The organism is Vibrio sp. JPW-9-11-11, from assembly GCF_013369335.1.
GTDB lineage: Bacteria > Pseudomonadota > Gammaproteobacteria > Enterobacterales > Vibrionaceae > Vibrio.
In genome coordinates this window covers 146,403-164,298 of the sequence record NZ_SZQJ01000003.1, presented here as the reverse complement: position 1 = coordinate 164,298, position 17,896 = coordinate 146,403, and the positions used below count along the sequence as shown (strand labels likewise).

Here is a 17,896-nt window from a genome sequence, read left to right as displayed (position 1 = left end):
TTGTCTATTCTGCTTCAATAACCTGGTTAGCTTTTTCTTCGACTTTATGCACTCGGCCAAGCATCAGCAGGCATGGAGTCAGAACTAACGTCAGTACAGTGGCAAACGCCAACCCACCAGCGACAGCAGTCGCGAGTTGCGACCACCACTGCGTACTCGGTGCTCCAAACTCAATTTTCTGATTGATAAGATCAATATTCATTTCCAATACCATTGGCAATAGACCGAGAATGGTAGTGACCGTTGTTAACATCACCGGACGTAAACGTTGAACACCAGTACGTAAGATAGCCTCACGTTTATCCAACCCTCGGCGCAAAAGCTGGTTATAGGTGTCGATTAACACGATATTGTTGTTCACCACGATCCCAGCAAGAGCGATCACACCAATACCCGACATAATAATGCCAAACGGTTTTTGGAATATTAACAGTCCGACGAACACACCAACGGTAGAAAACAGCACCGCACTCAAGATCAAAAATGCTTGATAGAAGCTGTTAAATTGAGTGATAAGAATCAACGCCATCACAACCAATGCCACTAGGAAAGCATTTTTTAGAAACGCCGATGAATTCTCTTGCTCTTCGTTCTGACCACGGATTTTAAACTCAACGCCTGGCGGTAAATCTAGCTCAGTGATCGCCTGCTCAATTTTTGGCAGCTCTAAAGCGAGGTTATACCCTTCTTTGATGTCGGCCATAATATTGATCACTCGTTGACCATCAATACGACGAATTGTGTCCTGTTTATGCTCAGGGACAATAGTGGCAAAGTTTGTGATCGGCACCAAGCCCGCCGGAGTTTTTACTCTTAATTGGTCAAAACGGCCAATATCCCGCTTATCGGCAGGGTAGCGCACCAAAATGTCGACCTCTTCATTAGAGTCATCCGGCAAATAATCCCCGATTTTGAGACCATTAGTGACAAATTGAACCGTGTTTCCTACCAAAGTGGCGTCCGCCGCAAAGCGAGAAGCATCATCACGTCGAATATCTATCTGCCAGTCGATCCCCTCTTTACTCGAGGTGTCGCTTAGGTTGGTAAAGGCCGGATAATTATCCGCCCACTGGCGTACTTGTTTGGCAGACTGATCTAACTGATCGGGAATTCGCGCAGACATCTCAATCACTAAATCATGTGAAACCGGAGGCCCTGCATCTGGAAACTTATACTCGATTTCGACGCCAGCATAATCATCGGTTTGCTGCTTAAGCTCTTCAATAATGGCCTTAACTGGGCGACGATACTGCCAATCGACGGGGGTGATCTGAATTTGACCAATTTCGTCATCGCCACCAGTGCGAGTATAAACACTTTCAAACTCGTCATGGCCAAGCATCACAGCTTCAATATCGCGCATAATCAAATCTTTCTCATCCAGAGATAAGTCTCCGTACGAGCGCACTTTTACCGTAAAGAAAGGCGGATCAACTTCAGGGAAAAACTCGGCGCCAAGCCCTGCCTTGGCATAGGTAAAGCCGACCGCAATCGCGAGCAAAATCGCACTGAGCAAAATCTTTAACGGATGGCGAATAGCAATGTCTAAGGTATGAAAATAGAGCTTAGTGATCCCGGTTGCTTTACTAAAGTCCCCATCGTGCAAGGCGACCATTTTCTCACGTTGCTGACGAGTCACATGCTGTGGGCGCCCAATTAAACTGCCCAACACAGGAACAAACAACAGCGCCATAGCAAGAGAAGCACTTAAGGTTGCAATTAAGGTTAACGGCAGATACTTCATGAATTCGCCCGTCACATCAGGCCAAAACAGTAACGGAGCAAAAGCGGCCAGTGTGGTTGCCGTCGAGGCGGTAATCGGCCAAGCCATTCGCTTAGCCGCATCTCGATAAGCTTGTTGTCGTGAGGTTCCCTCTTGCAGACGTCGGTCGGCAAACTCGGTTACCACAATGGCCCCGTCAACCAGCATCCCCACGGCCATAATTAGTGAGAACAACACGATGATATTAACCGTTAGGCCAAATACCGACAGCACCAACAAACCGGTTAAGAAAGACCCCGGAATCGAAACACCAACCAAAAACGCAGTACGAACCCCCAATATAGCGATGATCACGATCACCACTAAGATGATGGCTGACATGATATTATTCTGCAGATCATTGAGCATCATCTTGACGTCTTTCGACTGATCCCAAGTGTATTTGACCAGTAGATTGTTCGGCCAATCATCGCGTTGCTGAGCTTGTGCCAGAACTTCTTTGACCAAGGCGACGGTTTCGATAATGTTCTCACCCGCACGCTTTTTTACATCAAGAACAACAGCCGACTTGCCATCTAGGCGTGCATAACTTTCTGGATCGCGAAACGCACGTTTCACCGTCGCAACATCGCCAAAAGTGATCACTTGTTTGCCATCCACCTTAACAGGCAGCTCTAGCACATCTTTGAGTGAATCAAACACCGATGGGACTTTCACTGAAAAACGCCCGTAGCCAGTGTCAACAAACCCTGCGGCCACGACCCGGTTATTCAGTGCAATCAGGTTATAGATATCACCCTGATCAAGTCCGTAACTTTCCATCAGGAGTGGATCGACAATGATCTCGACAATATCTTCTCGATCACCGGCGATATCGACTTCCAAGATCTGACGAAAACCTTCCAGTTTATCGCTAAGCTGCCGAGCAATGTGTACTATGGTGCGCTCAGGTACGGTACCGTATAACACTATCGACAGCGCCGGCTCTTCTGACGCCATGGTCACTTCGTTCACGGTCGGCTCATCACTGTCGCTGGGCAGCTTAGGTTTTGCCAAGTCAACCGCCTCACGAACATCGGCCATCGCCTTATTAAGATCGACGCCTACGCTAAACTCGAGCATCACAGAGGCATGCCCTTCTGCTGCGGTCGACGTCATCTCTTTGACCCCTTCAATCGAACGCAGCTCTTGCTCGATGGGACGTACTAGCAAACGTTCTGCATCGTCGGGCGAGATACCTTGGTGACCGACAGAAACATAAATAATTGGTATGGTGATATCGGGGCTCGACTCTTTGGGTATGGTTAAGTATGTCCCCACGCCTGCGATAAGAATAAACACCAACAACACCATCATGGTTCGGGTGCGAGACATCGCCGCATCAATTAAGGTAAACATCGTCGCTCCCCTATTGCTGCGCTTGAGCGATGACAGGATCGCCATCTCGAACAAAGCCTTGCCCTGTGGTGATAATATCGACCCGCTCGCCCAAGCCGGTTAGCCACACTCCGTCTTGCTCTGCTTTGACCAACTTGATTGGTACAAACTTCACTCGGTTTTCAACCAGTGTTTTCACCCCTAAATCGCCCGCCTCGTTCAGTGCTAGCATCGCAGGGGTGACTTTTACCGCGAGTCGATCTTTAAGGTTCAGCGCCACCTCGGTACTAATACCCGCAGGGACACGCTGCTCAGGATTCGGCAGTTCGATTTCGATCGGGAAGGTGTTGGTCGCTGGCGATGACACACGTGAAATATAACGCACGGTTCCCGTAGCTTGCTGACCATCGATAAAACGGATGCTCGCTTGTTGATTAAGGCGTAAGTCTTGAATATGGCGTTCACTGACATCCGCTTCAATAACAATGTAAGTTAAGTCGAGTAGCGTCGCGACCGGATCGCCGACACCGAGAAAGTCCCCCGTTTCGACAAACAAATGATCGACCACACCAGGAAACGGCGCCAACACTTGAGTATTTGCCAATGCACGCTTAGCATTACTAACCATTGCTCGCGCTTCCACTAAGCTCGCTTCGGCATTGGTAAACGCCACTTCTCCTTGGAGCCCTTTACTTTTCAACGACTGAGCCGCTTTATATTCTTGTAAACGTACTTTGAGCATCGCTTCAGCACGTTGCAGTTGGATGTCTAAATCGCCTTTATCTATCTGGGCGATCACCTGGCCTTTTTTAACCGAGTCCCCTTTCTGGACTTTAAGAGCTGTTATGGTACCTGCTATTTCAGCCCCCAGCCGCGCTTGTTTATTTGGCGCGCTACGGCCATAGAGTTCGATTGTTTGATGTGTCGATTCGGCAACGAAAGTGCGAAAGGCAACTTTCGCCAATGGAATGGTTTCGTTGCCATGCTCAGGGGGGGTGTCATCGGCATTAAGCATTCCTATGCCAAGCCAGACAGTAAGCATAACGACAATAAAAAGAGAAACGATATAAGGTCTAACCGCGATAAAGCGCAGTGGGGAGAATCTAGCCATAACTATCCTTAGTGTATCTGCCTCGCGTCAAAACGATTTTTTGCTGGCAATCCAACCAATCAAAGGCGAGAGATAGAGCGCTTACTGAACACTGCAGTAAACTTGAGCAACTAGGATATAAATTAATCAATTAAAAATACACTAATATGACCAACTATTTAGCGTATTTCTCAAATCAGCGAAGGGATTAAAACTAGGGTTATCAACTGGGAGGGGAAAGAGGCTAGGCTGCGTAGGCCGCAACCTAGTTGAAGCAGATTAAACGCTGAATGAGGCGCCGCAGCCACAGGTAGTGGTCGCATTCGGGTTATTAACAAAGAAGCGTGAGCCTTCAAGGCCTTCTGTATAGTCAACCTGGCCGCCGACTAGGTACTGCAAACTCATTGGGTCGACCACTAAAGTGACACCACTATTGACGATGGTGGTGTCGCCTTCATTAACGTTCTCATCGAAAGTGAAACCGTATTGGAAACCACTACAGCCGCCACCAGTGATGTACACTCGCAACTTCAAATTGGGATTTTCCTCTTCTGCAATTAAAGCGCCCACGCGTTGGGCCGCGGCATCAGAGAATGTTAAAGGAATATTTACTTCGCTCACGATGACCTCTCTCAGTCGTCAATCTTCAAATCAAACCCGTCAATTTGAAGCTTCCTAATTAGTCTATTAGGGGGATTATCTAATACCTGAGTGAAGCGTTCAAGTATTCGCCAGCATTGTGGCGATTTTTTCCATCAATGTAGCGATATCTCAGGGCAAAGTGTCCAGAATGTGGCGCAAAGCGTTTTATTCGAGTGAGTTCGGCAGGTACAATGCCTTCCAAAATTGGTCCGAGCAATCAAAAGAGGATATCCCATGACCAAATCAGCAGACTTATTTGAAAAAGCACAACAAACGATTCCCGGCGGTGTCAACTCGCCAGTTCGTGCTTTTAACGGCGTAGGCGGCGCACCTATCTTTATCGAACGTGCCGACGGCCCACTTATCTTTGATGCTGATGGCAAAGCGTATATCGATTACGTCGGCTCATGGGGCCCCATGATTCTTGGTCATAACCACGCGGTCATTCGTCAAGCGGTTATCGATGCGGCTCAACGTGGTCTCAGTTTTGGCGCGCCCACTGAGATGGAAATTGCGATGGCGGAACTGGTCTCAGAACTGGTTCCATCGATGGAGCAAATTCGTATGGTGAGCTCGGGCACTGAAGCTACCATGAGCGCGATTCGTCTTGCGCGTGGTTACACTGGCCGCGACAAAATCATCAAATTCGAAGGTTGTTACCACGGCCACGCTGATAGCTTGCTGGTTAAAGCAGGCTCAGGCGCACTCACGCTCGGCCAGCCAAGTTCTCCTGGCGTTCCTGCTGATTTTGCCAAGTACACACTAACAGCAACCTTCAACGATTTAGATTCGGTTCGTGAGCTGTTTGCCGCCAACAAAGGGGACATTGCTTGTATCATCGTTGAGCCGGTGGCTGGCAATATGAACTGTATTCCACCAATAGAAGGTTTCCATGAAGGCCTGCGTCAACTCTGTGATGAAGAAGGCGCTCTGTTAATTTTTGACGAGGTGATGACGGGGTTCCGCGTTGCTTTGGGCGGTGCTCAAGGTCACTACAACATCAAGCCAGACCTCACCACACTTGGTAAAGTGATCGGCGGTGGTATGCCAGTTGGCGCCTTTGGTGGTTGTAAAGAAGTCATGCAGTACATCGCGCCAACAGGCCCAGTTTACCAAGCTGGTACTTTGTCTGGTAACCCTGTGGCCATGGCCGCAGGCTACGCGTGTTTAAACCTGCTAAAAGAGGAAGGCAACGAGAAGCGCTTGGCGTCTAAAACCAAACAGTTAGCAGATGGATTCAAATCTCTGGCTGAACAACATGGTATCCCATTGGTTGTCAACCAAGTGGGTGGCATGTTCGGCTTCTTCTTTACTGAACAAGAAACCGTTACTCGTTATGAAGACGTCACGAAATGCGATATCGAACGTTTTAAACGCTTCTTCCATTTGATGCTTGAGCACGGTGTCTACCTAGCTCCATCGGCTTTCGAAGCCAGCTTCACCTCACTTGCCCATGGCAGTAAAGAGATTGACGCAACACTGGAAGCGGCAGAACGTTGTTTTGCTATCCTCGCTAACGAAGCCTAAGCCCACATCAGATTAAAAGGCTGCTCAGTGCAGCCTTTTTTTAGCGCCAGTTGAACACGACCATTACGACTAACAGCGCGACACATATAGCAAACCAAGGGATACGCGCCCTTGGCTTAGATTGTCCTTGGCACGGCCTCTCTTTGTTGCAACAGCCCACTCTGTGTTCTCCCTAAGTTAACTTTTTGATTTTGCGTTGATGTCTCGACGGTTTGACGCCATTATACGCAAATATGGTCAAACACTGGGACAACGCTTGTGTCAAACAAAGTTAAAATCACTTCAAGCCATTGGGTACTCGTCGTGGCTCTCATCGCAGCGGCTTTTACCTGCTTTCTACTGATCGAACCCTATATTAACTCCATTGTGATGGCGTTTATTATTTCGCTGCTGATGTTTCCGATCCATCAATGGATTGAACGAGCGCTACCCAAACACGCCAATATCGCGTCACTGCTTTCCTGTATTGTGCTGACGTTTATCATTGTGGTCCCTTTGTTGTTTGTGTTTGCCGCCATCGTTCAGCAGGGTTCCAACTTCTCACAGAACGTCTATCAGTGGGTCACGCACGGCGGGATCCAAACTCTGTTCGCGCATCCCTGGGTCGTCAAAGGACTCTCACTGATCAATACTTATCTACCGTTTGACACGATTGAACCACAAGAGATCGCACAAAAAATCGGTCAGTTTGCCACCTCATTTGGCACCAACCTCGTGGGCATTAGCGCCAAAATACTGGGCGATGCGACCAACTTCTTGATCAACTTCTTCTTGATGCTGTTTGTACTGTTTTTCTTGTTGAGAGATCACGACAAGATCATCAGCGCGATGCGTCATATTCTGCCACTATCGCGTAGCCAAGAGGACAAACTACTCGAAGAGATCGAACAAGTGTCGAAATCCGCGGTAATGGGATCGTTTTTGACCGCAATCGCCCAAGGTTTTGCTGGCGGTATCGGCATGTGGATCGCCGGTTTCCCTGGGCTATTTTGGGGAACCATGATGGGCTTTGCCTCGTTTATTCCTGTGGTCGGCACCGCCCTTATCTGGATCCCCGCGACCATCTACCTGTTTTTAATTGGCGATACCACTTGGGCCATTTTCCTCGCCATTTGGAGTATCGTGATCGTCGGGTCAATCGATAACTTACTGCGTCCTCTATTGATGCAAGGGAGTGCGGGGATGAATACTTTGATGATCTTCTTCTCCTTGCTCGGCGGTTTACACTTATTTGGCCTTATCGGCCTTATTTACGGTCCATTGATTTTTGCCATCACCATAGTGTTATTCAACATTTACGAAGAAGAGTTTAAAGGCTTTCTAGACCAACAAGATCGCAGTTAATCACTAACTGTTTATGACCAGCGGGGATTGTGCGAGAATCCCCACTCGGATTTTTACACTGAGGCTTTTATGTCTGCCTATATCGCCCCTAGCCAAATTGCGCAAAGACAACTGGACTATTTTGCCGACAAGCATGTACTCGTTGCAGGTGAAGTTGAAGATCTCTTTCCTGTCGAGTTAGCGCAACACTGTCAGTCGGTGACCGTGTTTACCACCAATTATGGGTACCACCGCCAGTTGCAAACGCACACTCAAATCAGCATTGTGTTCGGTGCTGAGTTTGATCAAACGACTCAAGCCGATATGGTGCTGCTGTACTGGCCCAAAGCGAAAGCGGAAGCCGAATACCTACTCGCGATGCTAATGGCCAAGCTAGGAGAAAACACTGAAATTGTCGTTGTCGGCGAAAATCGCTCCGGGATAAAAAGCATTGAAAAAATGTTTAAGCCTTATGGCCCTATCACCAAATACGACTCTGCGCGCCGCTGCTCCTTTTACTGGGGGGTATGTCACCACGCTCCAGAGCGCTTCAGCCTGACCGAGTGGTTTAAAACCTATATCGTGAATTATCGAGGCTCAACACTGACGATTAAAAGTCTCCCTGGCGTCTTTAGTCATGGCGAGTTTGATATTGGTAGTCAGTTGTTGCTCGATACCTTACCGTCCCTATCCGGCAAAGTGCTCGACTTTGGCTGTGGTGCTGGCGTGATTGGTTCTGTGCTTGCTCTACTTAACCCCGGTATCGAACTCGAAATGTGCGACATTAGCGCTCTCGCCGTCGAATCAAGTCGCGCTACCTTAGCGGCCAACGGTCTACATGCTCAGGTGTTTGCTTCTGATATTTACTCAGATACCAGCCGAGACTACGACTACATAATTAGCAATCCACCTTTTCACTCTGGCCTAGACACCAGTTACAGCGCAACAGAGACCCTATTGGCACAAGGCCCTAGCCATCAATCGGCGCAAGGAGAGCTCTTTATCGTTGCCAACAGTTTTCTTAAATACCCTCCCATTATTGAGCAAGCCTACAGTAATTGTGAGACGCTAAATAAGACCAACAAATTCACCATTTACCACGCAAAAAAATAACGCTTTAGCGTGTTACTTTGGCGAGCTTTGAGTACAAACCCCGCAAAGTTCGCCAAAACTGCGCCTTCCTGCACGCTTTCCTTGCAACTTACTTGTCAAAGTAAAAAAACTCGTTAATTTTGTCAGGTTAGAAAATAACGTTTTTGTCTTGCTTACTGGCGTGAAAACGCTCTTGTGAGCCGCATTCGCACGGAAAGTCTATAGAAATCATGTTTAAGTTGTATCGAAAGCAGAAATTTAAACGCCTGCAAAATACGTTAATGTTGGCGTTTTTGGTATTGAGCATCACGCCACTGACCGTGATTGCGATCTTTTTCTTACAGTCCCACACCAAAGATCTTCAAGAACAGAGTACTTCGCACCTTGTTTCCGTTCGAGACAGTAAGCAGCAACAAGTGATCGACTACTTATATGCCAAAGAGTCTGAAGTGATGGGATTCGTACGCTCTGAACTTGCCTACGCCAGTGGTGGTCGCTTTTACGGTTTAGTGAACGCATTCCAAAACTTAGGGTTGGATATAGAGCAAGCTCGAGCAAATGCGCAGCAGCGCTACATTCAAGGCTCTGGTGACCAAATTAAGACCTCCATCTTACCTCAGTCGAGTGTGTTCAATGGCACTGAGCGCTACCGTTTGTTGCACAAACGCTACCATTGGGCTTATTTAGAACTGCTGAAACGCTCCGACTTTAATGATGTGCTGCTGGTCGACCGAGAAGGCAACGTCACTTATTCGATTTATAAGCATGATTACTTCGGCACTAACCTACTATCTGGTCGTTACAAAGACGACAATCTAGGACAAACCTTCCTCAAGCTGCGTAATCTTGTCAACGAGAAACGCAAAACCAACGAAGACTTTACGCCAGTAGTGGTGTCGGATTTCTCCCCCCAAGACGGTAAATCGGTCGCTTGGCTTGGCGCGCCCATTATTCAGCAAGGCTACTTGCACAGTTACGCGCTGTTTCGTTTACCCAACAATGGCATTACCAAACTGATTGCCGACGATCCCAACAACCCAAGACGTACACTTTTAGTCGGTAGTGATCATCTATCTCGCTCTCTGGCCTACCAACAATCGGATATTGATAAAAGTAAAACCGTCATCGATTTAGCCTTATCAGGATTAACCGACGTCGGCACATACTCTAACGCCGAGAATGAGTCTATTATCGCCGCCTACAGCCCAGTTTCGGTCAAAAGTATTAATTGGGCCATCGTGGTCGAAGTCCCTGAGAAGGTCGCGTTTGCTCGTGTTCATCAGTTGGAGACACTGTTTATTTTCGCCATGCTCACCGCGATCTTGCTGGTGGTGATGGCTTCACACTACTTGTCTAACTTCATCACTTCACCGCTATTGAAACTCACTTGGGCAGCAGAGAAAGTCTCGGCCGGTGATCTCGATGCCGATATGATCAACACTCAGCGTAAGGATGAGATTGGTCGCCTTGCCGTCAGTTTCGAACGTATGCAACGCTCGATCCGCGAAAAGATTTTATTGATCAAGCAGCAAAACGAAGAGCTTGAGAGCAACATCAAACTCATCCAAAAGCAAAACGATGAGCTCCAATTAGCCAACAAGCTTAAAGATGAATTCCTTGCCACAACCTCGCACGAACTGCGCACTCCACTGCATGGCATGGTTGGTATCGCCGAGGCGTTGGTTTCTGGCGCCAACGGCCCCATTACCGCCGAACAAAAATATCAACTCGATATCATTATCAACAGCGGTCAACGCCTAGCCACATTGGTCGATGACCTGCTTGATTACCATAAAATGCGTTATGGCAACTTAGATATTGAAACATGCGCCGTCGACCTGGCTGGCTCGACCCGATTAGTCCTCGAGCTTTCGTCGCACCTACTGGGTAACAAACCTATTCGTATCATCAACCAAGTGCCAAATGATCCAGTTTGGGTTTGCGCTGATCCGCAGCGACTTGAACAGGTGCTGTATAATCTTGTGGGCAATGCGATCAAGTACACCAGTGAGGGTAAAATCGTTATCTCTGCTGGCGTAGTCGATGACAATGTTCGTGTGCAAGTCGTTGATACCGGTCAAGGTATTCCCGCCGATCAACTCGAACATATTTTTGAACCTTTGATCCAAGCAGGTAGCGATTCGAGTCGATATCGACAAGGTGCCGGTTTAGGCTTGTCCATCAGCCGCCAACTTATCGAACTGATGCACGGCTCTTTGTACGTCAGCAGCCAACCAATGGTGGGCACAACCTTTAGCTTTACTTTACCACTGGCGAATGATGAGCAAATAAAAGCAGCCAATCATTACCACTACGATGCTCCACACTTTAAAGCGCCCGATAATAACGAGCTCGAACTTGAGGAGCCGACTAACTTACCCGAGAACAGTGATGGCCCATTATTGCTGGTTGTCGACGACGAACCCGTTAACTTACGTGTGCTAGACAGTTTCTTACGCATCGAAGGCTATCGCGTGCGCACAGCCAAAGACGGCCACGAAGCACTGGAAGCCGTCAAGAGCGAAAAACCCGCACTGGTGTTGCTCGATATTATGATGCCAGGAATGAGCGGCTATCAAGTGTGTGAAACGCTCCGCCAACAACACGACCACGCCCAGCTCCCTGTCATCATGCTGACCGCTCTTAATCAAACGGATGATCGGTTACGAGGGTTTAACGTGGGCGCCAACGATTATCTGTCGAAGCCATTTAACAAGCAGGAGTTGGCGGCGCGTATTCGTGCCCACCTGACAGCAAGCCAAGCCGAGCTAAGGCGGATTGAAAACCAACAACTGCAACAAGAACTCAAGCAACGAGCGATGGTCGAAGCAAGTTTACTTGAAACTCAAGGGCGATTATTAGAACAGCTAGAGACCGCGCCAGAAGCCATTATTTGCGTACGCGAAGACAATAAGATTCGCTTTGCCAATGAAGCGGCATCGAAACTATTCAGACGCTCAGCTGAACAGCTCAAGCGTTCAAGTGCCGACGAAATCATTGCGCCCAAATATTTGAAGGTTGAGCAAGAGCACTATTGCGGCAAGATAGACATTTATGTTGATGATGTGAGACAACATCTGTCGGCCGATATATTAAGGCTCCCGCCTGAATCTGGATTGCGTTTTATGTATATCTTTAACGTCGGTGGTGGGGTCAATGTGACTCGCATCAATAACCTTGAAACCGCGATAGAGGCACTCTCCAGCTTTGCGTTTGAGGGGGACAGAGCCAAACTTCAAGAGCTCAAAGAGCTCGGTGGTGAGTTTACTCGCCTTGCAGACAAAGTAGCCGGGGACAATAAGTCGAAGCAGGATGTGATGCGTGAGGTACTGGTCGAAGCGATGACCAGCGCTCTGACTTACTGGGAGTCAGTCACAGGGCAGACCAAGTTTGCGTTTGCCGAACAAAGTGGTTTGTGGCGCGTTTACCTTGACCGCAGCACCTTGCAAACTCGCACGCTAGATAAGTATCTACGTCTGGAAACTCTGCCTAAAACACCGCGCTGGCGCACGGTATTGAGTTCACTGGACTACATCTTAGAGCACTGTAACGAACAAAGCCCAGAGCGTTCGCACATCGAGGCGATGCGCGATAAGCTTCAGCATTTACTTACCAGTTAACTCTAAACCACGCTGTTTGATAAGCCCGCTGATGCGGGCTTTTTTTATATCGAAAATAGCCCAGCTAAAGGGTTATTACGTTACGTAAAACAACACACAAACAAGCGCGAAATCAAACGTCAATTTAAGCCTCTGTTGCTTTATAGAGCGCGATAAACAATCCAAATAGACGAAAAAGAACCCAGATTGCGATACTAGTCACAACAAGACGGCAGTTTTTAATTAACTACGAGAATTAATCAAAATCGCCATCAGTGACCAAGATCTCACCCTCTAAAACAAGTCTCAAAACCAATAAAAATAAAGAAACAAATAAATAGTAAGCACTAACAAACAGCCTATAACCACACTCTTTATGCGACACAGTTCAAACCCAAAAAATCGTACAAAAAAGCAGCTCGTTGAGATTTTTTAACGTTATTGACGTCGTTAGTGGTGATTTTTACGTTTTTGACGGGAATAGCGATTGCGTATTTTAACATTAAGGTGTTTTCTTAGCTTGCCTAAGGCCTACAGGCCACTCTCGATATCGAGTCTCCTCCGGTTCGATTTCAACCTTAGAGGTAGGCCTTAGTGAGTGTTTATCAATTGATGACATTCCATCCATTAGTGAAATGAAAGCAAATAGTAAGGAACAGCTATGCTTGCCAACATTAAAAAAACAGTACTAGCAACAGCAATTATTGCTACTGCAACAACAGGCTTCGCTTCTGTTGCAACAGCGGCTGAACGCAGTGAACTGACTGTACACCCGAAAGAATTTACAACTTTTGTTCGTAACTTTAACCCATTCTTAGGTGCAACCAACTTGCACACTACGACTGACTTCATGTACGAGCCTTTAGTTGTGTTCAACGAAATGCAAGGTAACACACCTGTATTCCGTCTAGCAGAGAACTACGAAATTGCTGACGATCTACTGAGTGTTGTGTTTGACCTACGTAAAGGTGTTAAGTGGTCTGACGGTGAAACGTTCAACGCAGACGACGTAATTTTCTCTTTCAATCTAGTGAAAGAGAAGCCAGAACTCGATCAAAGTGGTATCAACTCTTGGGTTTCTAGCGTTGAGAAATTGAACGACTACCAAGTTAAGTTCAACATCAAAGAAGCTAACTCAAACGCTCCTTACGAAATCGTGAAAGTACCAGTGGTACCTGAGCACGTTTGGAAGACCATCAAAGATCCTTCAACCTTCACCAACGAAAATCCTGTAGGCTCAGGTCCTTTCACTGAGATCGATACGTTTACCGCACAGCTTTACATCCAGTGTGCTAACCCTAACTACTGGGATGCAGACAACCTAGACGTTGACTGTCTACGTGTTCCTCAAATCGCGAACAACGACCAGTTCCTTGGTAAAGTTGTCAATGGCGAAATGGACTGGACTTCATCATTCATTCCAGATATCGACCGTACTTACGCGGCTGCAAGCCCTAACCACCAATACTGGTACCCGCCAGCAGGTACTCAAGCGTTCGTGGTTAACTTTAAACACCCAGATCCAGCGAAGAACGAAGCGCTCACTAACGTTGACTTCCGCCGCGCGTTCTCAATGGCTCTTGACCGTCAAACTATCATCGACATCGCGTTCTACGGCGGTGGTACGGTCAATGACTTCGCCTCTGGCCTAGGTTATGCGTTTAAGACTTGGTCTGATGAGGAAACTCATAAGAAATTCCAAGGCTACAACACGTACAACGTAGAAGGCGCGAAAGAGCTGCTGAGCAAAGCGGGCTTTAAAGATGTCAACAACGATGGATTCGTTGACACACCATCTGGTAAATCTTTTGAACTGCTTATTCAATCGCCAAATGGTTGGACAGACTTTAACAACACAGTTCAGCTAGCGGTTGAGCAACTAGCAGAAGTCGGTATCAAAGCGAAAGCTCGTACTCCTGACTTCTCTGTGTACAACCAAGCGATGCTTGAAGCAACTTATGATGTAGCTTACACCAACTACTTCCACGGTGCGGATCCACATCTATACTGGAACAGTGCTTACAACTCAGAGCTACAGTCTGGTGACGGTATGCCTCGTTTCGCAATGCACTTCTACAAGAACGATAAGCTAGACGGCCTTCTAAACAGCTTCTACAAGACAGCTGATAAGAACGAACAGCTAGAAATCGCTCACGGTATCCAGCAAATCATTGCGGCTGACCAAGTCACGATTCCTGTTATGTCTGGTGCTTACATGTACCAGTACAACACGACTCGCTTCACTGGTTGGTGGAACGAAGAAAATCCAAAAGGCCGTCCAAACATTTGGGCTGGTATCCCAGAGCGTCTACTACACGTACTGGACCTAAAACCAGTTAAATAAGTAGTTGTTCTAACTATGCGGCGCATATTCTGTGCGCCGCTCAATCCCCCCACTCTTTAGCTTGTTTAAAGTATGGCGCCAGTCGTCAGGGGATTGTTCGCTCTAATTTTTGTTTTCGCTAGGAGCGACCTGAAACCAGAAACAGGGAAAATCTGGGTAAGTAAGGTGTGAGTTATGGGTTATTTTTTAAGACGTTTGTCGTTCTATTTGGTCGCGCTGCTAGTTGCTGCGACGTTAAACTTTATTATTCCTCGTGCAATGCCTGGTGACCCAGTCACCATGATGTTCGCCAATGCTTCGGTTCAGGTAACGCCTGAGCGTATCGCTGCAATGAAAGAACTGCTTGGCTTTGTTGATGGCGGTCTGTTTGTACAGTACATCGCCTACATGAAAAACATCCTCAGTTGGGAGCTGGGCACTTCGATTCAGTTCTATCCTCTGTCGGTCAATACGCTATTAGGTGGCGCTTTTGGGTGGTCGCTGTTTTTAGCGGGCAGCGCGGTTATCCTCTCTTTCTCGCTCGGCTCAATCTTGGGTATCTTTGCGGCTTGGAAACGCGGCAGTAAGTACGATGCCTTTGTGACCCCGGGTATGCTGATTATCCAGGCCGTCCCACAGGTGGTTATCGCCATGCTTGCGCTGTTCATCTTTGCTATCGGTCTCAAATGGTTCCCTACTGGCTACGCCTATACCGCGGGAACGACGCCAGACTGGACCAGCTGGGCGTTTTATAAAGACGTGGCGTACCACGCCGTATTACCTCTGTTTTGTGCTTCCATCATTCAAATCGGTGGGTTCCTCGTCAACATGCGTAACAACATGATCAACCTTTTAGCTGAAGATTACATCACCATGGCGAAAGGTAAGGGCTTAAGTGAAAACCGCGTGGTATTCAACTACGCAGCACGAAATGCCTTACTACCTAGCGTCACGGCACTATCCATGTCTTTAGGTATGGCGATTGGTGGTCAGCTGATTATCGAGATCATCTTTAACTACCCAGGTCTTGGCACCGTGCTATTGAATGCGATTCACGCCCGTGACTACCAAGTGCTGCAAGGTCAGTTGATCATTATGACGCTCTTTATGCTGTCATTTAACTTGATTGCCGACATGCTCTACGTCGTCCTTGACCCTCGCCTGCGTAAGGGAGGCAAATAATCATGAAATCTTTATTTAAACTCATTCTTGGTAATGCCTACGCTCGTATCGGCTTAGCCATTGTTTCTCTGTTTATTTTTATGGCCGTGGCAGCGCCACTGATCACTAAACATGCGCCCGATAAACGCACCGGTAATCCTCATGAATACCCAGCGTTTGTCGTAAAAAGTGCCCAAGCCTCCCCAGATGGCTGGGTAGCAGAAAACTTAGCCACAGACCGCCGTACTATGCTGATGTCGAAGAAAGCCGACCATGTGCTGGGTACCAGCCGTATGGGACGCGATATTTGGTCTCAACTGGTTTACGGTGCGCGCATCTCTTTGGGGGTCGGCTTTGGTGCTGGTTTGACGGTGTGTTTCCTCGCGACGGTAATTGGTATCTCTGCAGGTTACTTTGGTGGGCGCGTCGATGACATTCTGACCGCAGCAATGAACATCATGTTGGTGATTCCTCAATATCCACTGCTATTCGTTCTGGCCGCATTCATCGGTGAGGCAGGGCCGCTAACCATTGCCATTATCATCGGCTGTACCTCCTGGGCGTGGGGCGCAAGGGTGATTCGCTCACAAACCTTGGCACTGCGTGAAAAAGAGTTCGTGAAAGCCGCTGAAGTTTTGGGCGAATCATCGTTCCGCATCATCTTCGTCGAAATTCTACCAAACCTAATTCCAATCGTAGGGGCGAGCTTTATCGGTTCGGTCATGTACGCCATCGGTATGGAGTCAATCATTTCATTCCTAGGTCTAGGCGATCCGAGCACCATCAGTTGGGGCATCATGCTGTACAACGTACAAACCTCTTCTGCCATGTTGATTGGCGCTTGGTGGGAAGTATTGGCTCCGTGTTTCGCCCTCACAGTTCTTGTTACGGGCTTGGCACTGCTTAACTTTGCCGTCGATGAAATCGCTAACCCACAGCTACGTTCACACAAAGGAATGAAGCGCTGGAAGAAACTGGCTCAGCAAGACCAAAAAGAGCGCACCCCTGAGCTACCACCACAAAATGCACTTTGGAGCGGAGATAAATAATCATGACCAATCCACTTATTTCTATCCGCAATCTATGCGTCGACTACATTACTGATGCAGGTGATGTGCGTGCATGTAATAACGTCAGCTTTGATATCGCCCCGGGCGAAGTCTTTGGCCTTGCCGGTGAATCGGGTTGTGGTAAATCGACCGTCGCCTTCTCACTGATGCGTCTCCATAAGCCGCCCGCATTTATCACAGGAGGTGAGGTCATCTTCAACGGTGAAGATATCCTTAAATACAGCGACGAACGTATGCAGTCATTCCGCTGGAGTGAAATGTCGATGGTGTTCCAGAGTGCGATGAACGCACTCAACCCAGTTCTCACCATGGAAGACCAGTTCTGTGATGTATTAATGCGTCACACCAACATGACACGCGAACAAGCGCGTAAGCGTGCAGAAGGTCTGCTAGAAATCGTCGATATTCACCCTAGCCGTTTGACCGACTACCCACACCAGTTCTCTGGTGGTATGCGTCAACGCTTGGTTATCGCCATCGCTTTAGCGCTCAATCCAAAGATGATCATCATGGATGAGCCGACGACCGCTTTGGACGTGGTGGTACAACGCGAAATCTTACAGAAGATCTACGCGCTAAAAGAAGAGTTCGGCTTCTCAATCTTATTCATCACCCATGACTTGTCATTGATGGTCGAGTTCTCAGACCGCATCGGCATCATGTACTCGGGTGAATTGATAGAAGTCGCACCTTCAAAACAAATTCTCGAAAGCCCTTTCCACCCTTACACCAAAGGGTTGGGTAGTTCTTTCCCTCCATTAATTGGCCCAAAAACTAAGCTAACCGGTATTCCTGGTAACCCGCTTAACTTGTTGGAAATTCCTCAAGGCTGTCGCTTCCAAGCTCGCTGTGACCGCGTTCATGAAGCCTGCACTCAGGTCCCAACAACGTTAAGAGAAATAGAGCCAAATCGTTTCTCAAACTGTCACTTATATGGTGAAACCATTGCTCAAGCCAAGCTCTAGCCAC

At 47.8% G+C, this 17,896-nt stretch carries 11 protein-coding genes; 8 read left to right on the top strand and 3 right to left on the bottom strand.

What is annotated here, in order from left to right:
- Positions 1–4: 4 nt before the first annotated feature.
- The 3 genes from FCU94_RS02255 to erpA form a co-directional block, all read right to left on the bottom strand.
- Positions 5–3,121, bottom strand: coding sequence for an efflux RND transporter permease subunit (locus FCU94_RS02255; protein WP_176286932.1), 3,117 nt, complete (start codon positions 3,119–3,121; stop codon positions 5–7).
- 10 nt (positions 3,122–3,131) lie between these two features.
- Positions 3,132–4,211 carry an efflux RND transporter periplasmic adaptor subunit gene (locus tag FCU94_RS02250; RefSeq protein WP_176286931.1) on the bottom strand — a complete coding sequence of 360 codons (1,080 nt, stop codon included), beginning with the start codon at positions 4,209–4,211 and terminating at the stop codon, positions 3,132–3,134.
- 258 nt (positions 4,212–4,469) lie between these two features.
- Complete coding sequence (erpA, locus tag FCU94_RS02245; protein ID WP_006878298.1) at positions 4,470–4,811, bottom strand: iron-sulfur cluster insertion protein ErpA; 342 nt, start codon at positions 4,809–4,811, stop codon at positions 4,470–4,472.
- Between the two features lie 255 nt (positions 4,812–5,066).
- Between erpA and hemL the strand changes: the two genes are divergently transcribed.
- From hemL to FCU94_RS02205, 8 genes are all read left to right on the top strand, one after another.
- Positions 5,067–6,359, top strand: coding sequence for a glutamate-1-semialdehyde 2,1-aminomutase (gene hemL / locus FCU94_RS02240; protein ID WP_176286930.1), 1,293 nt, complete (start codon positions 5,067–5,069; stop codon positions 6,357–6,359).
- A gap of 258 nt (positions 6,360–6,617) precedes the next feature.
- On the top strand, positions 6,618–7,703 hold the full coding sequence (locus tag FCU94_RS02235) for an AI-2E family transporter (protein ID WP_176286929.1): 1,086 nt from the start codon (positions 6,618–6,620) through the stop codon (positions 7,701–7,703).
- A 69-nt stretch (positions 7,704–7,772) separates the two neighbouring features.
- A complete protein-coding gene (rsmC, locus tag FCU94_RS02230) occupies positions 7,773–8,795 on the top strand; it encodes a 16S rRNA (guanine(1207)-N(2))-methyltransferase RsmC (RefSeq protein WP_176286928.1) in 1,023 nt (340 codons plus the stop codon).
- Between the two features lie 209 nt (positions 8,796–9,004).
- A complete protein-coding gene (locus FCU94_RS02225; protein ID WP_176286927.1) occupies positions 9,005–12,394 on the top strand; it encodes a response regulator in 3,390 nt (1,129 codons plus the stop codon).
- A 640-nt stretch (positions 12,395–13,034) separates the two neighbouring features.
- Entirely contained in the window at positions 13,035–14,717 is a 1,683-nt protein-coding gene (locus FCU94_RS02220) for an ABC transporter substrate-binding protein (RefSeq protein ID WP_176286926.1), read from the top strand.
- Between the two features lie 174 nt (positions 14,718–14,891).
- Positions 14,892–15,878: an ABC transporter permease gene (locus tag FCU94_RS02215; protein ID WP_176286925.1), complete on the top strand. Its 987-nt coding sequence runs from the start codon at positions 14,892–14,894 to the stop codon at positions 15,876–15,878.
- A gap of 2 nt (positions 15,879–15,880) precedes the next feature.
- Positions 15,881–16,906 carry an ABC transporter permease gene (locus FCU94_RS02210; protein ID WP_176286924.1) on the top strand — a complete coding sequence of 342 codons (1,026 nt, stop codon included), beginning with the start codon at positions 15,881–15,883 and terminating at the stop codon, positions 16,904–16,906.
- A gap of 2 nt (positions 16,907–16,908) precedes the next feature.
- Positions 16,909–17,892: an ABC transporter ATP-binding protein gene (locus FCU94_RS02205; protein WP_176286923.1), complete on the top strand. Its 984-nt coding sequence runs from the start codon at positions 16,909–16,911 to the stop codon at positions 17,890–17,892.
- Positions 17,893–17,896 lie beyond the last annotated feature (4 nt).

Excerpts from the sequence above, each read along its gene's own strand:
- FCU94_RS02255 (WP_176286932.1), bottom strand. The coding sequence starts at position 3,121 with ATGTTTACCTTAATTGATGCGGCGATGTCTCGCACCCGAACCATGATG.
- FCU94_RS02250 (WP_176286931.1), bottom strand. The coding sequence starts at position 4,211 with ATGGCTAGATTCTCCCCACTGCGCTTTATCGCGGTTAGACCTTATATC.
- hemL (WP_176286930.1), top strand. The coding sequence starts at position 5,067 with ATGACCAAATCAGCAGACTTATTTGAAAAAGCACAACAAACGATTCCC.
- rsmC (WP_176286928.1), top strand. The coding sequence starts at position 7,773 with ATGTCTGCCTATATCGCCCCTAGCCAAATTGCGCAAAGACAACTGGAC.
- FCU94_RS02225 (WP_176286927.1), top strand. The coding sequence starts at position 9,005 with ATGTTTAAGTTGTATCGAAAGCAGAAATTTAAACGCCTGCAAAATACG.
- FCU94_RS02220 (WP_176286926.1), top strand. The coding sequence starts at position 13,035 with ATGCTTGCCAACATTAAAAAAACAGTACTAGCAACAGCAATTATTGCT.
- FCU94_RS02215 (WP_176286925.1), top strand. The coding sequence starts at position 14,892 with ATGGGTTATTTTTTAAGACGTTTGTCGTTCTATTTGGTCGCGCTGCTA.
- FCU94_RS02210 (WP_176286924.1), top strand. The coding sequence starts at position 15,881 with ATGAAATCTTTATTTAAACTCATTCTTGGTAATGCCTACGCTCGTATC.
- FCU94_RS02205 (WP_176286923.1), top strand. The coding sequence starts at position 16,909 with ATGACCAATCCACTTATTTCTATCCGCAATCTATGCGTCGACTACATT.